The sequence below is a fragment of the Embleya scabrispora DSM 41855 genome (genome assembly GCF_000372745.1).
Taxonomy (GTDB): domain Bacteria; phylum Actinomycetota; class Actinomycetes; order Streptomycetales; family Streptomycetaceae; genus Embleya; species Embleya scabrispora.
Genome location: NZ_KB889694.1, coordinates 1 through 16,075, shown reverse-complemented (window position 1 = coordinate 16,075; position 16,075 = coordinate 1). Strand labels below are relative to the sequence as shown.

14 protein-coding genes are annotated in these 16,075 nt (G+C 70.6%); 9 read left to right on the top strand and 5 right to left on the bottom strand.

The window, feature by feature from the left end:
* The first annotated feature begins 339 nt into the window (after window positions 1-339).
* The 5 genes from A3IC_RS0136380 (at window position 340) to A3IC_RS0136355 (ending at window position 5,840) form a co-directional block, all read left to right on the top strand.
* Window positions 340-678 (top strand): NIPSNAP family protein, encoded by a 339-nt coding sequence (locus A3IC_RS0136380; protein WP_020555008.1) that lies wholly within the window; start codon window positions 340-342, stop codon window positions 676-678.
* Between the two features lie 109 nt (window positions 679-787).
* Window positions 788-1,252, top strand: a complete 465-nt coding sequence (locus tag A3IC_RS0136375; protein ID WP_026219144.1) for a hypothetical protein — start codon at window positions 788-790, stop codon at window positions 1,250-1,252.
* Complete coding sequence (locus A3IC_RS58535; protein ID WP_020555006.1) at window positions 1,249-1,674, top strand: hypothetical protein; 426 nt, start codon at window positions 1,249-1,251, stop codon at window positions 1,672-1,674. The genes A3IC_RS0136375 and A3IC_RS58535 overlap by 4 nt, the downstream gene beginning before the upstream one ends.
* A gap of 594 nt (window positions 1,675-2,268) precedes the next feature.
* On the top strand, window positions 2,269-3,501 hold the full coding sequence (locus A3IC_RS0136360) for a styrene monooxygenase/indole monooxygenase family protein (protein WP_020555004.1): 1,233 nt from the start codon (window positions 2,269-2,271) through the stop codon (window positions 3,499-3,501).
* 158 nt (window positions 3,502-3,659) lie between these two features.
* Window positions 3,660-5,840: an MMPL family transporter gene (locus tag A3IC_RS0136355; RefSeq protein WP_020555003.1), complete on the top strand. Its 2,181-nt coding sequence runs from the start codon at window positions 3,660-3,662 to the stop codon at window positions 5,838-5,840.
* On the opposite strand, the gene A3IC_RS0136350 is transcribed toward A3IC_RS0136355, so the two are convergent.
* A complete protein-coding gene (locus A3IC_RS0136350) occupies window positions 5,834-7,396 on the bottom strand; it encodes a flavin-containing monooxygenase (RefSeq protein WP_020555002.1) in 1,563 nt (520 codons plus the stop codon). The genes A3IC_RS0136355 and A3IC_RS0136350 overlap by 7 nt on opposite strands.
* A gap of 187 nt (window positions 7,397-7,583) precedes the next feature.
* On the opposite strand from A3IC_RS0136350, the gene A3IC_RS0136345 reads away from it, so the two are divergent.
* From A3IC_RS0136345 to A3IC_RS0136335, 3 genes are all read left to right on the top strand, one after another.
* The gene (locus A3IC_RS0136345; protein ID WP_020555001.1) at window positions 7,584-8,249 is read left to right on the top strand and encodes a TetR/AcrR family transcriptional regulator; all 666 of its coding nucleotides are present in this window, start codon (window positions 7,584-7,586) and stop codon (window positions 8,247-8,249) included.
* Window positions 8,250-8,454: 205 nt separating this feature from the next.
* Window positions 8,455-9,549 (top strand): chitinase, encoded by a 1,095-nt coding sequence (locus A3IC_RS0136340; protein WP_026219142.1) that lies wholly within the window; start codon window positions 8,455-8,457, stop codon window positions 9,547-9,549.
* Between the two features lie 148 nt (window positions 9,550-9,697).
* Entirely contained in the window at window positions 9,698-10,192 is a 495-nt protein-coding gene (locus tag A3IC_RS0136335; protein WP_020554999.1) for a MarR family winged helix-turn-helix transcriptional regulator, read from the top strand.
* Window positions 10,193-10,420: 228 nt separating this feature from the next.
* On the opposite strand, the gene A3IC_RS0136330 is transcribed toward A3IC_RS0136335, so the two are convergent.
* Window positions 10,421-10,639, bottom strand: coding sequence for a hypothetical protein (locus tag A3IC_RS0136330; protein WP_158696223.1), 219 nt, complete (start codon window positions 10,637-10,639; stop codon window positions 10,421-10,423).
* Between the two features lie 483 nt (window positions 10,640-11,122).
* On the opposite strand from A3IC_RS0136330, the gene A3IC_RS0136325 reads away from it, so the two are divergent.
* Window positions 11,123-11,932 carry an alpha/beta hydrolase gene (locus A3IC_RS0136325; RefSeq protein ID WP_020554997.1) on the top strand — a complete coding sequence of 270 codons (810 nt, stop codon included), beginning with the start codon at window positions 11,123-11,125 and terminating at the stop codon, window positions 11,930-11,932.
* A 44-nt stretch (window positions 11,933-11,976) separates the two neighbouring features.
* Here the strand turns inward: A3IC_RS0136325 and A3IC_RS58530 are convergent, their stop codons facing one another.
* From A3IC_RS58530 to A3IC_RS58525, 3 genes are all read right to left on the bottom strand, one after another.
* On the bottom strand, window positions 11,977-13,182 hold the full coding sequence (locus tag A3IC_RS58530) for a methyltransferase domain-containing protein (protein ID WP_020554996.1): 1,206 nt from the start codon (window positions 13,180-13,182) through the stop codon (window positions 11,977-11,979).
* A 258-nt stretch (window positions 13,183-13,440) separates the two neighbouring features.
* Window positions 13,441-15,327 (bottom strand): Na+/H+ antiporter NhaA, encoded by a 1,887-nt coding sequence (gene nhaA / locus A3IC_RS0136315; RefSeq protein ID WP_020554995.1) that lies wholly within the window; start codon window positions 15,325-15,327, stop codon window positions 13,441-13,443.
* 148 nt (window positions 15,328-15,475) lie between these two features.
* A partial coding sequence (locus tag A3IC_RS58525; protein ID WP_020554994.1) for an FTR1 family iron permease occupies window positions 15,476-16,075 on the bottom strand: 600 nt, incomplete at its 5' end.

Genomic DNA, 16,075 nt, shown 5'->3' with positions numbered 1-16,075 from the left:
CACCCCGCCCCGCCCGGCGACGCGAGGGGTCCGGCGGTGGAATCGGCAGCGCACGGCCCGGGTGGGATCGCCCCCGGCCGATCGTCATCGAAGGGAGGCCGCCGGTGACCGCCGCACGCGCACGATGCGTCGAAGTACCGTCGGGCCTGCCTGCCGTCGCGGGTGCCGACTACACGTTCGAACTGCCCACCCCGGCTGCTCGCCCGCGCCCACCGCCGCGCATCGGCTTGGCCGCTCCCTCGCCGGCCGCACCGAGACGGCGTCGGAACCGTCCGCGTCGTCGCCACACCGTGTCGCTGACGATCCGTGCCGGAAACGCCTCTGGGGGAGAGATGTTCGGTGATCACTTGCGTCGTCGACTACACGATCGATCCCGCCGAGATCGAGGCGTTCGAACGGTTCGGGCGTTGTTGGATGGAACTGGTCGGTCGCCACGGTGGGATCCACCATGGCTACTTCCTGCCTGCCGAGGGAGCGAGCGACCGGGCCCTGGCCCTGTTCAGCTTCCCAAGCCTGGCCGCCTACGAGCAGTACCGCGACCTGTTCGGCGTGGATCCGGACTTCGTGGCAGCGGACCGTATCCGTGACGAGAGCGGTTGTGTCGTGCGTTATGAGCGCACGTTCATGCGGCCGTTGCTGCCAGGGGACATCCCTCCCGGAGCGGTGCCGCGGGATTGACGGACTCGGCGCCGCCGCCGGTCGGCCCGGCCCGGCGCCGAGGCTTCGTTTCGTACCGACGGTCCCCGAGGACGGTTTGCGATCGCGCCGCACGGGCAACTGGGGGGACATGTTTTCAGGGATCCTGCGGGGTGCCGCCGCGGGTGCGGCCGGCACCACCGCCCTCGATGCGGTCACCTACGCCGACATGGCCGGTCGGGCGCGCCCGGCCAGTCAGACGCCCCAACGCACGGTCGCCACCATCGCGCGCCGAGTCGGACACCCCATCGAGGGCGACTGCGACACACGCGCGAACCGGCTGACCGGGCTCGGCGCGCTTTCGGGCATCGTGACCGGCGTAGGCGTCGGAGCCGCCTTCGGCCTGCTGCGCGGCATCGGCCTGCGACCGCCGATCTGGGCGGGTTCGCTGCTCGTGGGCGCCACCGCGATGATCGCCGCCAACGGCCCGATGGCCGGGCTGCGGGTGTCGGACCCGCGTACGTGGTCGACGACCGACTGGGTCGCCGACATCGTGCCACACATCGCGTACGGCTTCACGACGTACACGGCACTCGCGACGATGGACCCCAAGTGACCGCCCTGGTACGGGCCTTCCTGGTGGGCGCGGCAAGCGGCGGCCGAAGTCAGGCGGGAATCACGGCCGTTCGCTTGACCGCGCGCGACGCGGGCGCGCTGTCGCGGCTCGCGGTCGGCTCGGCCGCGATCGGCGAGCTTGTCGCGGACAAGCACTCCGACGTCCCGTCGCGGCTGAGCCTGCCGGGCCTGGCTCCGCGTGTCCTTCTGGGAGCGACGGCCGCCGCGGTGTTGGCACGCCGTACGCGCGGCGCGGTAACGGTGGCGGCCCTCGTGGGAGCCGGTGCCTCGGTGGGCGGTGCCATCATGGGTGCGGCGTGGCGCCAAGCCGCCGCGAATACCGGAATTCCCGCAGTCTCGGCGGCGATCGGTGAGGATGTCCTGTGCTATGCCCTCGCGTTCACGGCGTGTGCCGGCTCGTAACGACTCGGGATGCAGCGCCACGACTGGGGCGCTGGGCAGCGCGGCGAGACGCAGGCGCCCGCCGCGGTCGGTGAGGACGATGTCGCACGCGGGCGAGTACCGGGCCGGCCAGATGGGTGCCGGCGGGGAGCGTCAAGTCGGCCGCAGTCGCAGGATCGGTACTCCGTTCGGCCGTGCGACCCGATCCGGACGGCCGGCGTGGTCCACAACGAGCAGGCCCGGCCTGCCCCACCGGGCGACGATCGGCCGGCCGGGCCGCAGAAAGCGCACCGGCACCACCGACCGGGCCTGATCCCGTATGGCTCTTCGGGTGGCGGGATCCGGTGTACGCGCGGTCGACTTCCCCACCACGACGCGGTCTTCGAGGAAGAATGCGCGTGTTATCGCCGTGCCCGTGCCCGTGGCCGAGCCGGAGCCCGTGTCGCGAGAACCGAGTGCCCGTACCCGCTCCGGCACGGCGAAATCGGGCCCAACGTCGAACCCCGAAAGGTCGATCGCGCCCCACCGGCCGCGCAGATATCGAGGGTGCCCGGCGATCGGCAGGATGCGTGGTCATAGCATGCATTCGACCGTGAACCGGAAGGAGCGTCATCCGTGCGCAGGATCCTCATCGTCGGTGCCGGCCACTCCGGGCTTCAGCTCGCGTTGGGGCTTCAGGACCGCGGCTACGACGTCACCGTGATGACCGAGCGCACCCCGGAGGAGATCCGAGCCGGCCGGGTCAGCTCGACGCAGATGATGTTCCCCTCGCAACTGGCCCTGGAGGCCGCCCAGGGCTTGGACCTGTGGGACGACCAGGTGCCCAAGCTCGCCTACACCGGGTTCACCATTCCCGGGCCGGACGGTGTGCCGTTCGTCGACTGGCTCGGCGACATGGGCGGATCCGAGTCGGTCGACCAGCGGGTGAAGATGTCCACGTGGCTGGAGCTGTTCGCGCGTCGCGGCGGACACCTGGTGCTGCATCCGGTCTCGGTCGGCGACATCGACTGGTACAGCCGGCACTACGACCTGGTCGTCGTCGCGGCCGGCAAGGGCGAACTGGTCGCCATGTTCGACCGCGACCACGAGCGCTCGGTGCACACCGTGCCGCAGCGGCACCTGGCCGTGTCCTACGTGCACGGCGTCACGCCCCGCCCGGAAGTCGGCCGGCAGGCGGTCCACTTGAACGTGATTCCCGGCCTGGGCGAGCTGTACTACCTGCCCGGCCTCACCCTGTCCGGGCCGTGCGAGATCATCCTGGTCGAGGCGATCCCGGGTGGGCCGTTCGACCGCTTCACCGGCATTCGGGATCCGCAGGAACACTGGGCGTCGACACTGGAGTTGGTCCGCACCCACGCGCCCTGGGACTACGAGCGCACCCGGGCGGCCGAGTTGACCGACGCGCTGGGCGTGCTCAGCGGCGCGTTCACCCCCGTGGTGCGTCGACCGGTGGCGGAACTGCCCTCGGGTGGGCTCGCGTTGGGCATCGCGGACGTAGTGGTGGCGAACGACCCGATCACCGGCCAGGGCGCGAACAGCGCGGCCCGCGCGGCGGCGGTGTATCTGGCCGCGATCGTCGAGCACGGTGACAAGCCGTTCGATGGGGACTGGATGCGGGACACCTTCGAGCGGTTCTGGGCGTACGCCCGGCATTCGGTGAAGTTCACCACCGCGCTGCTCGCGCCGCCGCCCGAGCACGTGGTGCGGTTGCTCGCGGCGGGCAACGAGTACCGGGAGGTCGCCGACCGGATGGCCCGAGCCATCGACACTCCGGCCGACTTCGAGAACTTCCTGTACGAACCGGACCGGACGGACGCCTACCTGCGTGAGGTCGCCGCGCGGGCCTGACCCGGCGCGGGAGAGCGCGGCCGGCGGCGGCCGTCGGCGTCGGATCGGTGGCCTCGGCACGGGGCTCGTTCGTCGATCGGTCACATCGGAGCGTCGGGATGCGTCATATCCACGATGCCCGTGCCCTTCGGCAACGTCCGCGAGCCGGAAGAAGATCCATGACGTTCATCGAGGAAGTTCCGCGCAGCGCCGACCGGGTGGGCGCGTTCGCCCGACTGGCCGGCTTCGCGCATCGGCGCAAATGGCTCGTGCTGGGCCTGTGGCTGGCCGTACTGATCAGCACCTGGGGGGTGGCCTCGGCGGTCGGCGACGACTACCACGAGGACTACTCCATCCCGGGTGCCGAGTCGCAACGAGCCACGGACCTGTTGGCGAAGCACGCGTCGGCCGAGGCCGGCGACACGTTGCAGATCGTGCTGCGCGACGACGGCGGGCTGCGCGGCGAGCCGACCCGACAGCGGGTGGAGGCGATGCTCGCCCAGGTGTCCGGCCTGCCCGGAGTCGCCCAGGTACGAAGCCTGTACGAGGACCCGTCCGCGATCGCACCGAACGGACGCATCGGCTACGCCACGGTGGTGTTGTCCGGCACCTCGGAGGAGATGACCACCGCGCAGACCCGGCACATCTACGACACCGCGCGCCGGGCGCAACACGCTGGCCTCCACGTCGAGTTGGGTGGCGAGGCGGCCCGGACGATGACCCAGGGCGAGGGCGGTGGCGCCGAGGGCGTGGGCATCGTGGCCGCGCTGGTCATCCTGGTCTTCCTGTTCGGCACCCTGATCGCGGCCGGACTGCCGATCATCACCGCGCTGTTCGCGGTCGGCTCCTCGATGGCCGTCGTGGTGGCCGCCTCCCAGGTGTTCACCATCGCGAGCTGGGTGCCGTTCGTGATGATCCTGGTCGGTCTGGGCGTGGGTATCGACTACGCGCTGCTGATCTTCGCCCGGTTCCGCAGCGAACTCGTGCGTGGCACCGAGCCGGAGCGGGCCGGCACCATCGCATTGGACGCGGCCGGCCGTTCGGTGTTCTTTGCCGGCTGTACGGTGATCGCGGCGCTGCTCGGGCTGGTCGCCCTCGGTCTGGGGTCACTGCAGGGCATGGCGCTGGCGGTGGCGTTGACCGTGCTGGGCACCATGGTCGCCTCGCTCACCCTGCTGCCCGCGCTGCTGGCCGTGTTCGGCAAGCGCTTCGCCCGCCAGTTCGTGGCCCGGGCGGTCAAGCGCGCCGAGCGGGGCAAGGCCCCCGAGGGCACCGTGTGGCGCAAGGTCGGCACCGCGGCGCAGCGCCGTCCGCTGGTCGCGCTGTTGATCGCGGTGCTCGCGCTGGGCGCCCTGTCGGTACCCACACTCAGCCTGCGGCTCGGCTTCTCGGACGCGGGCAACGAGCCCGCCGACACCACCAGTCGCAAGGCGTACGACCTGTTGGCCGGCGGATTCGGCGCGGGCTTCAACGGGCCGCTGATCGTGGTGGTGGATGGCGGCAAGGGCGGTGCCCGCGAGGCCGGCGCCGCGGTCACCGCCGCCTTGCGCGAGACGCCGGGGGTGAGCGCGGTCGTCGGACCGACGGCCACGGGCGATGCGGCGATCGCCACCGTGATCGTGTTCCCGACCTCCTCGCCGCAGGACCGGGACACCTCCGAACTGGTCACCGAACTGCGCGAGCACGTGCTGCCGTCGGTGGCCGCGACCACCGACGCCCGGTATCTGGTCGGCGGTGCCACCGCCGCGGCCGAGGACTACTCCGCCAAGGTCGCCGACCGCATGCCGTTGTTCATCGTGATCGTGGTCGGGGTGGCCATCGTGTTGTTGATGATGGTCTTCCGCTCGGTGCTGATCCCGCTCAAGGCCGCGGTGTTGAACCTGCTCAGCATCGGCGCCGCACTCGGCGCGATGTCACTGGTCTTTCAGCACGGGATGCTCGGCGCCGAGGCCGGACCGATCGAACCGTGGGTGCCGGTCGTGGTGTTCGCGGTGATCTTCGGGCTCTCCATGGACTACGAGATCTTCCTGGTCTCCCGGATCCACGAGGAGTGGCGGCGCACCCGCGACCACGCCCTGGCCGTTCGCGAGGGTCTCGCGCACACCGGCTCGGTGATCACCGCGGCGGGCGCGATCATGATCGTGGTCTTCAGCGCCTTCCTGCTCAGCCCGCAACGCGCGCTTCAGCAACTGGGGTTGGGTATGGCGGTGGCCATCTTCGTGGACGCGGTGATCATCCGCTGCCTGATCGTGCCCGCGATCATGCAACTGCTCGGCCCGCGCGCGTGGTGGCTGCCGGCACCGCTGGCGAAGGTGCTGCCCCGGCTGGAACTGGAGAGGAACCGATCCCGCGATCAGTGAGTTTCGCTCGGCACCCGAGCGGGCCGCCGGCCCGACCCGCGCCCGAAGCGCATCCCCCGATCCCGGAGGGATCCGTGTCGGAGCATCAGCACGTCGCGCGGATAGTTCTGGTGCAGCCGCCAGGGGGTGGTCGACCCCTGTTTGGGCAACAACGCGGCACCGCGCCGCACGTAGCCGGACCGGAGGTCGATCAGCGGCTCCAGCGGCGCGTCGGCCGAGGGCGCCTGCGGCATGCAGACCTGGTAGTCGTGTGCGTCCATGTGGTTCAGCAGTCGGCATACGTACTCGGCGACCAGGTCGCACTTGAGCGTCCAGGAGGCGTTGGTGTAGCCGATGGCGAGCGCGAAGTTGGGCACGCCGGAGAGCATCATGCCCTTGTAGGCCACCCTCTCGGAGGTTTCGATCGGGGTCCCGTCCACGCGCAGCGTCATGCCGCCGAGGAGGAGCAGGTTCAGTCCGGTCGCGGACACCACGATGTCGGCGGGCAGTTCGGCACCGGACTCCAGGCGCACACCGGTCTCGGTGAATCCGGCGATCGTGTCGGTGACGACCGAGGCACGCTCGCCGTGCAGGGCGGCGAACAGGTCGCCGTCGGGGACGAAGCACATGCGCTGGTCCCACGGGTCGTAGCGGGGCGCGAAGTGGGTGTCCACGTCGTAGCCTTCGGGCAGTCGGCGGATCGCCCCCCTGCGCAGCAGCGACTTCATCAGCGTGGGCGCGCGGCGCGAGACGTGGAAGGCGAGCATGGCCATGCCGATGTTCTTGGCCCGGATCAGCGAATACGCGGCCCGGTCCGGCAACACCCGGCGCAACCGCGCGCCCACCGCGTCGCGCGCGGGCAACGCCATCACGTAGCCGGGCGAGCGCTGGAGCATGGTCACGTGTGCGGCCGTGCGGGCCAGCGCGGGGACCAGGGTGACGGCGGTCGCACCGCTCCCGATCACCACCACCCGACGGTCGGCGTGGTCCAGGTCCTCGGGCCACGCCTGCGGATGCACCACCGGGCCGGCGAAGTTCTCGATGCCGGGGAACTCGGGTGTATAGCCCTGGTCGTAGCGGAAGTAGCCGGTGCACCCGAACAGGAACGAGCAGGTCAGTTCCGCGCTTTCGGTCGCGCTCGCGGCGTCGCCGTCGCTCTCGCCGCCACCGGGCTCGGCGCCCGGGGCCGTGGCCGCGCCACCGGTCGTACGAACCACCCGGACGGTCCAGCGGGCCGTCTCGCCGGACCACTCGGCCTCGACGACCCGATGGCCGAAGCGCACCATCTGGTCCACGCCGTGCTCGCGCGCGGTGTCTCGGATGTAGTCCCGGATCGCCGCGCCCTCGGCGATCGACTCGGCGGCGGTCCACGGTCGGAAGGCGTAGCCCAGGGTGTGCATGTCGGAGTCCGAGCGGATGCCGGGATAGCGGAACAGGTCCCAGGTCCCGCCGATCGCATCGCGGCCCTCCAGGATCAGCACCGACTTGCCCGGAGAGCGCTGCCGCAGGTGGCAGGCGGCGCCGATGCCGGCGAGACCGGCACCGACGATCAGGACGTCGACGTGTTCCGCAGCCATACCAGTCCCCATTTCGCGATCGCACGCGTGAAGATCGTCCGAGACCGGGCGATGTGTACGACACCCCGGATCGGACGGCGCGTTCGATACGGGCCTACCGGGTGGTGGTGGCCGGGCCACCGTATCGACGTGTAGTCGAAACAGTCAACACAGTGTCGATTCCGTCGATGGGCGGTAGTGTTCGGGGGTGACCGACACCCCCGCCGAGGAGACCACCCGCCCGCGTCGGGGTCGGCGCGAGTCGCGCCCCTCGGGCGACGATCGGGAGCAGGCGATCCTGGCCACCGCCGAGCGGTTGCTCGGCGAGCGGGACCTGAGCGAGATCTCCGTCGACGACCTGGCACGCGGGGCGGGCATCTCCCGGCCCACGTTCTACTTCTACTTCGCCTCCAAGGAGGCGGTCCTGCTCACCCTGATCGACCGGNTGGTCGCCGAGGCCGACGCCGCCTCGTCGGCTCCCCCCGAAGGCGCGCCCGCGGACCCAACCGCCCACTGGCGCACGGCGATCGACGCCTTCTTCGCGACCTTCCGGATGCACCGCGCGGTGACCCTGGCCGCGGCCCGGGCGCGTGGTGGCAACCGGGAGGTGCGCGCGTTGTGGGCCCGGGTGACGGAGACGTGGGTACGGCAGGCCGCCGCTGCGATCGAGTCGGAGCGCGAGCGCGGCGCGGCGCCAACCGGGCTGCCCGCGCGTGACTTGGCGATCGCGCTCATCGCGATGAACGAGCGGGTGCTGCACGCGACGTTCGCGGCGGAACAGCCCGCCCTGGCCGAGGCCGACGCGGTGGACACGCTGCTCGGGATCTGGATCGCGAGCATCTACCAGGCCCCGAGTCCGCCGCGTTGCCCCTGAGAGCGTCGCCGACCGCGCGGCGGCATTTGCCGGACTTTGCCAGTGGTCCAGACCTATTGACCGTAAGGTCTGGACCACTTTACGGTCGTGGCAATCGCACCACGTGAGTCTCCGGGCCCGTCCCCGCCCGGGAGGTAGGCGTGCCACGCAGGACGTTCCTTCCGTGCCCGGCCGTGCTCGAAGTGCCGAAAGGGAATCGAGCATGATGGGTCGCACGTCACGCCTTCTGGGGGCCGCGGTCGCGGTCGCCTTCACCGTTGCCGGGTCGGTCGCGGCCGCACCGAACAACGCCGACACCAACGGCACTTCGCACCCGGCGAAGAGCGCGAGCGCGCCGGTGGGCAGCACCTGCGCGGTCAAGTCGAAGCCCGCGGGCAAGGTGCTCCAGGGCTACTGGGAGAACTGGGACGGTGCGGTGAACGGTGTGCACCCGCCGTTCGGCTGGACCCCGATCACCGACTCGCGGATCGCCGCACACGGCTACAACGTGCTCAACGCCGCCTTCCCCGTCATTCTCGGCGACGGCACCGCGCTGTGGCAGGACGGGATGGACTCGAACGTCAAGGTCGCGACGCCGACCGAGATGTGTCAGGCCAAGGAGGCCGGCGCCACCATCCTGATGTCCATCGGCGGGGCGGCGGCCGGCATCGACCTCAACTCCCGCACCGTCGCCGACCGGTTCATCGCGACCATCGTGCCGATCCTGAAGACCTACAACTTCGACGGCATCGACATCGACATCGAGACCGGCCTGGTCGGCGGCGGAAACATCAACACGCTGTCCACCTCGCAGGCCAACCTGGTGCACATCATCGACGGCATCCTGGCCCGGATGCCGAGCAACTTCGGCCTGACCATGGCGCCCGAGACGGCCTACGTCACCGGCGGCAGCGTGGTGTACGGCTCGATCTGGGGCGCGTACCTGCCGATTGTGAAGAAGTACGTGGACAACGGTCGGCTGTGGTGGCTGAACATGCAGTACTACAACGGCAACATGTACGGCTGCTCCGGCGACTCGTACTCCGCCGGCACCGTCGCCGGCTTCACCGCGCAGACGGACTGCCTCAACCGCGGACTGGTCGTGCAGGGCACCACGATCAAGGTGCCCTTCGACAAGCAGGTCCCCGGGCTGCCCGCGCAACCCGGCGCGGGCGGCGGTTACATGACGCCGCCTCAGGTCGCCCAGGCGTGGAACCGCTACAACGGCGGCCTCAAGGGCCTGATGACCTGGTCACTGAACTGGGACGGATCCAAGAGCTGGTCCTTCGGCAACAACGTCAAGGCGCTCCAGGGTCGGTGAACATCTGACCGCCGCCGCGGCCCGGGGTCGACGCGCACACCGCGTCGACCCCGGGCCGGCTTTCACCATTCCGCGAGACGATGCGCCCGCCGGTCGGGCGCGGGCGGTGCCGTATTCTGCGTGAATGGGAAAAACCACGGGTGAGCGGATGGGGGTCGTCACGGCATTGGTGCGCTCCGCATTCCTGGTGAATGCGGTGTATGCCGAATCGGGCCGGGAATACGGGCTCACCCCGCAGCAGGGACAATTGCTCTGCGTGCTGATGCCACAGCCCTACGGCATGGGCGAGTTGGGCCGGATGCTGGGCCTGGCGAAGTCGAGTCTCACCGGGTTGGTGGACCGAACGGTGCAGCGCGGCCTGGTGCGGCGCGAGCCGGATCCGCGGGATCGACGCGCGGTCCGGATCGCGCTCACCGAGGAGGGCACCGAACTCGCCGAGGAGTTCTACGCCGAGACGTGCCGCCGGGTGGAGGTGTTGCCGGCCGGCCTCGGCGCCGCGGATCGGACCCGACTCGCCGAGCTCCTCGGCCGGCTGGTGCTGGACAACGAGGTGCCGGCGGTCTTCATGGAACTGGACGAAGGCTCCTCCGCCGCGACCGCGCGCTCGCGGGTCACCCGGCCTCGACCAGGCGGCCGATCGTAGGGAAAGCACATGTCGTCCGCCCGATCCGGCCGCGCAGGCGCGCAGCGATCGCGGCGCCGCCGCGGCCTCCACCGATGACCGCGACCGTACGGCCCATGATGCTCCCCCGATTGGGCGACACATATGAATGTCGTTCGTGCTACGAATATAAATAGTTCGTATTACGAACGGCACTGCGGACGAGTCGATACGAGTCGACGCCGCTCGACCCGTTCCGGCGGCGCGGGCTCAGGTCCCGTCGATCTGCAATTCGACGAACACGTCCGGATCGAACGGGACCCAGCGAGCCGGGCGGTCGCTGCCCACGATCCGCAGTCGGCACCAGTCCTGTCCGGGGTCGCCGTGCCAGCGGGCGTTGATCCGCCCGAGGGCCCAGCTGCCGTCGCGATTACGGATTTCCACCGGCTCGTAGACGCGACGGATCTCCTCCTCCGGAGGAGCTTGCACCCACTGGGTCTCCGGGCCGTCGGCCGTGGACCGCTTTCGATGATCATTCGGCACAGTTCCACCCCTGATCCGCAGGCGAGGGAGCGGTCTCGTGCGAGTCGAATCCGCCGAAACCGGACTTCTACACATCTGTAGAAACCTTACATGAAGCCCACCGGTGACCGTCGCCCGCCACCACCACATCCGGCCGAGGCGCACGCGCGGCCACCGCGTGCGCCGCAACCGGCCGACAAGTACGGGGGATTCGGCGCAGGCCGGGCGGGTGCCCCATACTGCGCGGCCGTGCGCACCCACCCGGCGGGACCGGTTTCGGCGCGCGCTCGGGCGGTGGTGGTGACACAGTGGCGGTAAAGGATCTTCGGGCGGCCCGGCCGCACGCGCGACCGGCGGAAAGCGCGACGTCGATCGCACCGCCGCCTGCCACGAAGGTCGTCTCCGCCGCTGTCCCCGGCACCAGCCATTCGCGAGCGAGGCGAGGGACGCATGACAACCAAGCGCACACCCGTCCTGTTCATCCATGGCCTGTGGCTGCACTCGACCAGTTGGCGGTCCTGGGCCGAGCGGTTTCGCGAGGCGGGATACGAACCGCTGATGCCGGAGTGGCCCGGTGTTCCCGCCACGGTTTTGGCGGCCCGCAGGCAACCGGAGCAGCAGGGCGGCGTCGGGCTCGCGGAGATCGCCGAAGCGCACGTCCGGGTCATCCGGGAGTTGCCCTCCCCGCCGGTCCTGGTCGGCCATTCCGTCGGCGGCTTCATCGCCCAGCAACTGTTGGGCGAGGGGCTCGCCGCGGCGGCGGTGGCGATCTGCCCCGGCCGGATCAAGGGGGTCAAGGCGGTCGGTCCGGCCCAGGCGAAGTCGACGTTCCCGTTTCTGCGCAACCCCGCCAACACCCGGCGCGCGGTGTCGCTGAATCAGGCGCAATTCCGCTACGCCTTCGCCAACGTCATTTCCCTCAAGGAGTCCGAGGACCTGTTCGCGGCGTGGACCATCCCCAGTCCGGCCCGGCCGCTCTTTCAGTTGGCGCTGGGCAACTTCACCCCGAACTCGGCCGCGAAGGTGGCCACCGGGAACCAGTCTCGCGGACCGCTCCTGCTCCTGTCCGGGAAGCTCGACCACACCATGCCCGACGTGCTGACCCGCGCCACCCTCAAGCAATACGGCAAGTCCCGTGCCACCACCGAGTATCGGTGTTTCGACGACCGGGGTCACTCGCTGATCGTCGACCATGGTTGGCCCGACATCGCGGAAGCCTCCCTGACCTGGTTCGCCGACGCGGGCTTCCCGCGGACCTGACTCGCGGCAGGTCCCGATCGCCGGCGCCGGGCACGCCGGGTCGGTCAACCGGCTGTGGGCGGTGACCATTCGTGGGCCGGGGCGACGAGGGGATGGTCGGGGGTGCGGTACCACGGTTGTTGTTCGACCGTGTCGTCGTCGGCGAGACGTACGGTGAGGCCGAAGTCGTGGATGGTGGGCCGGCCCTGGCAATGCCACCAGTGCCAGGTCGCCTCGACCTCGTCCCACAACCGGCGGGGGCCGGATTGGCGGATCGTGGGCGGGTCGCCGATGGCGAAGTGGGCGGCGGCGATCGAGTGGCCGATGCCGGTATCGGCGCCGTAGAGCCACAACGTGCCGCCGAGCGCGCCGTGCAACACCGGCCGGGCCAGGCAGTCGGGCACGCACAGGCCCAACACCAGGGCCACCGGGTCGAACGGGCCGCCCACCACGTCGTCGTAGCCGAGCGTGGTGGTGGTCGGATGCGCGTAGGCGGCCCAATCCTCGGGGAGCGCGGCGCCGCCGTAGCGGCCCCAGTGCGGGTGGTGCGCGCGCAGCTTCATGAACGCGGTGGCCAGCGTGAACGGCCCGCTCGCGGTGCGTCGATCCGGATCGACGACCAGGCGCAACGCGCAGTCGCCGCTGCCGTAGTCGGTGCCCCACGGGAGCACGATCACCGCGCCGGGCGCGGCCTGTTCGACCCACGCCGGCGGCACGCGCCGCACACCTGCGGTGACTTGGATCCGCTCGTACGGGCCGCCCGCCGGGTGGCCGAGCGTGCCGTCGCCGGTGATCACCTCGACGAGGTCGCCGAATCCGGCGGCGGCCAGGTTCTCCCGTGCCCGGTGGGCCAGTTGCGGGTCGACCTCGATCGAGGTCACCCGGCAACCGCGCGCGGCCAACAGGCCGGCGCTGTAGCCGGTGCCGGTGCCGACCTCCAACACCCGCATGCCCGGCGCCGCGTCCAGGTCGTAGAGCATCTCCGCGAGGGTGGACGGCGTGGACGCCGACGAGGTGGCCAGCCGCCCGGCGGTGGTGCCGGTGTGCCGGCCGTCGTCCCACTGGGTCACCAGCGCCCGATCCGAGTAGACCGCTCGGCGCCATGCCTCCGGATCGCGATCGCGGTCCAATGGGGCGTCGCTGTCGTCCGGCCAGATCCGGGCGGGAACGAAGTCCTCGCGGGCCACCATGCCGAACACCGACTCCCAGGCCGCCGGAAGAACGTCCTTGCCCTTCAGCAGGGCCGTGAGTGTGTCGGGCCCCACCGTCATGACACGAACCGTCGATCGGATAAGACGGACTGACCGAGCATCGCGGACCAACCTCTCCGAAGGGATGACTACTCACCGCACCCTAGGAACCCCGCAGTGTAATCGTCAAGGCGCCAAAGGAACTTGCCGAGCCAACGAAGCTACACCCGCGGGAGTGCCCGGATCCGGCCGATCGATCACGACACCGGGCCGGTCGGCACACCGGCAGACGCCCTTCGGTGCGAGGCGCGCGCCGGTGGCGATCCGCGGTCGGACCGCTCAGCGGTCCATCAATGCGCGTTCCTTGGCCGCGTGCACCGCGGCGGTGAGTCCGCCGATGTCGTACGGGCCGTGGTGTCGGCGGCCGTTGACGAAGAACGTCGGGGTGCCGGAGACCCCGCTCAGGTCGGCCGACTCCTCGTCCTCCGCCACCCGGTCGGCGCCGCGATGGGCGCGCAGGGCGATCCGGAACTCCTCCACGTCCAGCTCCAGCGTCTGCGCGTGGGCGACCAGATCGCCGGGCTTGAGTGCCTCCTGGTTCTCCAGGAGATGGTCGAGCATCTCCCAGAACGCGCCCTGCTCGGCGGCTGCCTCGGCGGCGATCGCGGCCAGCCGGGCCCGGGGGTGCACGTCCGGCAGCGGTAGGTGGCGCCAGACGTAGCGCACGTCGCCGAAGTCGGCGAGCAGTTCGCGGACCACCGGCTCGGCCAGACCGCAGTAGGGGCATTCGAAGTCGCCGTACTCCACCAGCGTCACCGGGGCGTCGATCGGACCACGGATGTGGTCGCGCTCGGGATCCACCGGCACCGCCAGGTCGACCGGACTCTGGGCGGTGCCCAACAGCGCCCGCGAGCGGGCCGGGCGCGGCATGGCGGCGATCACCACCGAGACCAGCCAGGTCACCACGAACGAGCAGACCACGGCGCTGAGTACGCCCACCTTGGCCTCGTCCAGCCGCTCACCCTCGAAGGCCAGCGTCGCGATCAGCAGCGACACGGTGAAGCCCACCCCGGCGATCGCGCCGCCGCCGACCACGGCACCCCAGCCGACCGGCGGGCGCAGCCGACCGCGACTGAGCCGGGTGGTCAGTGCCGCGGTGCCGATGATGCCCACCGGCTTGCCCACCACGTAGCCGAGCAGGATGCCCAGCGTCACCGGCGAGGTGAAGGCCCGGGAGATCAGCCCGGCGTCGAGCGTGATGCCGGCGTTGGCCAGCGCGAACAGCGGCACGATCACGTAGCTGGTCCACGGGTGGTACATCCGCTGCAGGCGCTCGTTCGGCGACAGGGCCGCCGCCATGCCCAGCCGGGCGGTGCGTTCCAGCTCCGGCGTGGGTTGCTCGCGGAACGAGCGGAACAGTCCGGTGGCCCGCTCCAATTCGGCCCGCGACGCCGGGTAGGCGATGGTCAGCAGGCCCATCACCAGGCCGACCACGACCGGGTCCACGCCCGACTTGAGCACCGCCACCCAGGTGATCACGCCGAGTACGCCGTACGCGCTGCCGCGCCGCACCTTCGCGGTGCGCACCAGCACGATCACCACCAGCATCGCCAGTGCCACCAGAAGCGCCGGCACGTCGATGTGGTCGCTGTAGGCGACCGCGATCACCACCAGGGCGACGAAGTCGTCCACCACGGCGACGGTCAGGATGAAAGTGTGCAGGCGTCTGGGGAAGCGGCTGCCGAGCAGCGCGAGCATGCCCAGGGCGAAGGCCGTGTCGGTGGACATCGCGGCGCCCCAGCCGTGCATCGAGGATTCGCCCGCGTTGATCAGCAGGTAGATCAGCACCGGTACCGCCATGCCGCTGAGGCCGGCCAGCAACGGCAGGGTCAACCGGCGCCGTTCGCGCAGTTCGCCCATGTCGAACTCGCGCCGGGCCTCCAGGCCGACCACGAAGAAGAACAGCGTCATCAGACCGCTGTTGATCCACTCGCGCAGATCCAGGGACACGCCGGAGTCGCCGAGCCGCACCGACAGGTGGGTGTGCCAGAGCGACTCGTAGGAGTCGGCGCCGATGTTCGCCCAGGCCAGGGCGAGCAGGGTGGCGGCGAGCAGCACGGTCGCGCTGCCGCTCTCGGTCCGGATGAACGCCCAGCGCGCGGTGCGCGCACCGCCCTCGTCGAGCGACTGCCCGGACAGGCCCTCGTCGCTGCTCGGCTGCGCCATGCGGTTGCCCCCTGTGTACGTGCCGCGCTCCCCGACGGAAGCGGATCAGAGGATATCGGCCGGTGCGCCCGAATGATCACTCGGCGTCCGGCGCCCTCGCCCGTGGCGTTCCGAACCGGGCGAAGGGTGTACCGACTGTGCCCGTGGGTCAGCTGGTGGCCGCGGTCTCTTGCGGCGCCGGCGCCGGGTTCTTGGTGCGGCCCTTGGGGAGCAGGAAGAACAGGGCCATGACCGGGACGAGGTAGAGCAGCCAGACGGTGACCTGGAGGACCGTGGGGTCGGGTTGGAAGTTGAGGATGCCCTTGAGCAGGGTGCCGTACCAGCTGTCCGGGGGGATGGTGTCGCTGATGTCGAAGGCGCGGTCGGTCAGGCCCGGGAGGAAGTCGGCCTCCTGGAGGTCGTGGACGCCGTAGGCGAGTACGCCGGCGGCGACGACGACCAGGCCGGCGCCGGTCCACAGGAAGAATTTGGCCAGGTTGATCCGGACGGCGCCGGCGTAGAAGAGGTAGCCCAGGACGACGGCGGTGGCCAGGCCGAGGGCGACGCCGATCATCGGGTCGGTGTTCTCGCCGGTGGAGCGGGCGGTGCCCCACACGATCACCGCGGTCTCCAGGCCCTCGCGGCCCACCGACAGGAACGCGGTCAGCACCAGCGCGCCGGTGCCCATCGCCAGCGCCTGGTCCAACCGACCCTGGAGCTGCGCCTTCAACGCGTGCGAGGTCCGCCGCATCCAGAAGATCATCCAGGT

Coding starts and splice junctions, on each gene's coding strand:
- A3IC_RS0136355 (WP_020555003.1), top strand. CDS start 3,660: ATGACGTTCATCGAGGAAGTTCCGCGCAGCGCCGACCGGGTGGGCGCG.
- A3IC_RS0136340 (WP_026219142.1), top strand. CDS start 8,455: ATGGGTCGCACGTCACGCCTTCTGGGGGCCGCGGTCGCGGTCGCCTTC.
- A3IC_RS0136350 (WP_020555002.1), bottom strand. CDS start 7,396: ATGGCTGCGGAACACGTCGACGTCCTGATCGTCGGTGCCGGTCTCGCC.
- A3IC_RS0136335 (WP_020554999.1), top strand. CDS start 9,698: ATGGGGGTCGTCACGGCATTGGTGCGCTCCGCATTCCTGGTGAATGCG.
- A3IC_RS0136325 (WP_020554997.1), top strand. CDS start 11,123: ATGACAACCAAGCGCACACCCGTCCTGTTCATCCATGGCCTGTGGCTG.
- A3IC_RS58530 (WP_020554996.1), bottom strand. CDS start 13,182: ATGACGGTGGGGCCCGACACACTCACGGCCCTGCTGAAGGGCAAGGAC.
- A3IC_RS0136375 (WP_026219144.1), top strand. CDS start 788: ATGTTTTCAGGGATCCTGCGGGGTGCCGCCGCGGGTGCGGCCGGCACC.
- nhaA (WP_020554995.1), bottom strand. CDS start 15,327: ATGGCGCAGCCGAGCAGCGACGAGGGCCTGTCCGGGCAGTCGCTCGAC.